This window comes from Variovorax sp. 20P10.2.4 (genome assembly GCF_058244205.1).
Genome location: NZ_JBZAYE010000757.1, coordinates 1 through 3,181 on the forward strand (window position 1 = coordinate 1; position 3,181 = coordinate 3,181).

General features: G+C 69.7%; 5 protein-coding genes. 3 read left to right on the top strand and 2 right to left on the bottom strand.

Going from position 1 to position 3,181, the window contains the following annotated elements; genetic code table 11:
• The 3 genes from AC27VN_RS36970 to AC27VN_RS36980 all read left to right on the top strand — a co-directional run.
• On the top strand, positions 1 to 550 hold a 550-nt coding region (locus AC27VN_RS36970), incomplete at its 5' end, for an SDR family oxidoreductase (protein ID WP_490879858.1).
• 29 nt (positions 551 to 579) lie between these two features.
• Positions 580 to 1,476, top strand: coding sequence for an SDR family NAD(P)-dependent oxidoreductase (locus AC27VN_RS36975; protein ID WP_490879859.1), 897 nt, complete (start codon positions 580 to 582; stop codon positions 1,474 to 1,476).
• A gap of 74 nt (positions 1,477 to 1,550) precedes the next feature.
• On the top strand, positions 1,551 to 1,775 hold the full coding sequence (locus tag AC27VN_RS36980; protein ID WP_490879860.1) for a SlyX family protein: 225 nt from the start codon (positions 1,551 to 1,553) through the stop codon (positions 1,773 to 1,775).
• Between the two features lie 21 nt (positions 1,776 to 1,796).
• Here AC27VN_RS36980 and trhA read toward each other — a convergent pair whose 3' ends face one another.
• Positions 1,797 to 2,492, bottom strand: a complete 696-nt coding sequence (gene trhA, locus AC27VN_RS36985) for a PAQR family membrane homeostasis protein TrhA (RefSeq protein WP_093341249.1) — start codon at positions 2,490 to 2,492, stop codon at positions 1,797 to 1,799.
• Positions 2,493 to 2,556: 64 nt separating this feature from the next.
• Entirely contained in the window at positions 2,557 to 3,132 is a 576-nt protein-coding gene (locus AC27VN_RS36990; protein WP_490879861.1) for a response regulator transcription factor, read from the bottom strand.
• Positions 3,133 to 3,181: the final 49 nt, after the last annotated feature.

Consider the following 3,181-nt stretch of genomic DNA (forward strand, 5'->3'; position numbering starts at 1 on the left):
CGTCGCCAGCGCCGACGAGGTGCGCCGCATGTTCGACACCGTCGAGCAGCAGCTCGGCCGTGTCGACGTGCTGGTCAACAACGCCGGCATCCTCAAGACCGTGCCGCTGGCCGAGCACGACGACGCGCTCTACGACCAGGTCTTCGACATCAACGTGCGCGGCACCTTCAACACGCTGCGCGAGGCCGCCAAGCGCCTCGCCGAGGGCGGCCGCATCGTCAACTTCTCGAGCACCACGCTGGCGCTGAACATGCCCGGCTATGCGATCTACAACGCCACCAAGGCCTCGGTCGAAGCCTTCACGCACGTGTTCGCGAAGGAGCTGCGCGGCCGCAACGTGACGGTGAATGCGGTCGCGCCGGGCCCGATCGCCACCTCGCTGTTCCTCGACGGCAAGACCGAGGAGCAGATCCAGGCCTTCGCCAAGATGCCGCCGCTGCAGCGCCTGGGCCAGCCCAAGGACATCGCCTCGGTGGTCTCGTTCCTCGCCGGCCCCGACGCGGGCTGGGTCAACGGCCAGATCCTGCGCGCCAACGGCGGCCTCGCCTGATTCCTTCCATCCATCGACGGAGAACCCTCATGAACAAGCAGATCATCCTCGTCACGGGCGCCGGCACCGGCATCGGCAAGCTCAGCGCCCGGTCGCTCGCCGAGGCGGGCCACATCGTCTACGCCTCGATGCGCGACATCGCGGGACGCAACGCGCCGCGCGCGGCCGAACTGCGCGCGCTGGCGGCGGCCAGGGGGCTCGAGTTGCATCCGCTCGAGCTCGACGTGCTGTCGCAGGACTCGGCCGATGCCGCCGCCGCGACGATCGTGCGCGAGCAGGGCCAGCTCGACGTGGTGATGCAGAACGCCGGCCACCTGGTGGTCGGCCCGACCGAGGCCTTCACGCCCGAGGAGATCGTGAAGGTGTTCGACACCAACGTGCTCGGTGCGCAGCGCGTCAACCGCGCGGTGCTGCCCTACCTGCGGCGGCAGGAGTCGGGCCTGATGCTGTGGATCAGCAGCACCACCACCAAGGGCGGTTTCCCGCCGTTCATGGGCCCCTACGGCGCGGCCAAGGCGGCGATGGATTCGCTCGCCGTGACCCTGGCCTACGAGATCGCGCGCTTCGGCATCGAGACCTCGATCGTGGTGCCGGGCGCGTTCACGCGCGGCACCGACCATTTCCCGAGCGCGGGCAGGCCGGCCGATGCAGCCACGGCCGCGGCCTATGGCCGCTACGACGGGCTGATGGACCAGATCGGCGCGAAGCTCTCGGCGTTGACGCCCGAGCACGCCGATCCGCAGGCGGTGGCCGACGAGATCGTGCGCATCGTGGGCCTGCCCGCGGGCCAGCGGCCGATGCGGCCGGTGATCGACTTCGTGAACGACGGCGCGGCCGAGGTGTTCGAGGTGTCGGAGCGCGTGCGCATCGAGTTCGCGCACCGCATCGGCATGGCCGACCTGCTCGAGGCGAAGGTGCGGCGCTGAGCCATGCGGCAGGCCCGGGCCGGCCGCATGGAATCGTCACGAAACCGCGGCCGGTCTTCCTGTCCAATAGCACCATGGAACATTCGCCCCACGACGTCACCGAGCGGCTCGATGCGCTCGAGATCAAGGCCAGCTATGCCGAGGACCTGCTCGAGCAGCTCAACCTCACGGTCTACCGCCAGCAGCAGCAGATCGACGGCCTGCTGGCCCAGTTGGGGCAGCTGCGCGAGCAGGTGCAGTCGGCGGGACAGGGCGGCGCGCCGCGCAACCTGCGCGACGAGCTGCCGCCGCACTACTGAAGCCGAAGCCGAATCGCCAGCTCAGCCGTGCGCGTGCCAGAGCACGGCGAAGAAGTGGCAGGTGCTGCCCGCGAGCACGAACAGGTGCCAGACGAAGTGGGCGAAGCGCACCTTGGAATCGAACAGGAACACCACCGCGCCCGCGGTGTAGAACAGGCCGCCGGCCACCAGCCAGCCCAGGCCCGCGCCCGACATGCGCTCCACCAGCGGCACCGCCGCCATCAGCGCCATCCAGCCCATCGCCACGTAGAGGCCGGTGGACCACAGCGGATGCTTGAGCCGGTCGAACAGCTTGGCGCCCACGCCCAGCGCCGCCGCGGCCCAGATCGCACCGAACAGCGTCCAGCCCCAGGGCCCGCGCAGCACGCCGAGCACGAAGGGCATGTAGCTGCCCGCGATGAAGAGATAGATCGCGGCATGGTCGAAACGGTTGAACCAGGCCTTGGCGCGGCCCATCGGCAGCGCGTGGTAGAGCGTGGAGATCAGGTACAGCACGATCGCGGTGCCGGCGAACAGGCTGGCGCCGACGATGCCGGCCGCGGTGCCCTTCTGCGCCGCGCTGTAGACCAGGATCGGCAGCGAGGCGATCGCCAGCAGCAGCCCGAGGCCATGGCTCAGCGCGTTGAAGATCTCCTCGAGCGTGGTCTGGTCGCGCACCACCGGGGCGGCGCGGCGGGCCGGGGCGGCGAGGGGTGCGGGCGTCGGTGTCAGGTGCATGGTCATCCGAAAAGAGAGTGTCGGTGCTTGCCGTGGGTTCCTCGATGTCGCGCCGCCGGGGCCGCTACTTGACCTGCTGCTTGCCGAGCTTGCGCGCGAGCGTTCGCCGGTGCATGCCGAGCCGGCGCGCGGTCTCGGAGATGTTGAAGCCGGTCTCTGCCAGGGTCTCGTGGATGCGTTCCCATTCGAGGGTCTTGATCGAGGTCGAGCGGTTGGTCAGCTCGACCTCGGTGGTGCCGACCGCGCGGCCGAAGGCGGCCTCGATGTCGTCGGTGTTCGAGGGCTTGGCCAGGTAGTGGCAGGCGCCGAGCTTGATCGCCTCGACCGCGGTGGCGATGCTCGCGAAGCCGGTCAGCACCACGATCAGCGTCTTGGCGTCGTGCCGGTGCAGCGTCTGCACGCAGGCCAGGCCCGAGGCCTCGCCGTTGAGCTTGAGGTCGACCACCGCGTAGCCCGGCGCATGGTGGCGCAGCAGGTCCTCGACGTCCTCGAGGTTGCTCGCGTGCAGCACGGTGTAGCCGCGGCGCTCGAACGAGCGGCCCAGCGTGCGCGCGAAGGCCGCGTCGTCCTCGACGATCAGCAGCTGGCGTTCGGCCTCGGCCTCGGCCTCGGCGCCGGTGTCAGTGGGGGATTCCGTCATGGCCATGCATCCCGATGTTCTCTTCCTCGTCGTCCTCTTCTTCCAGCAC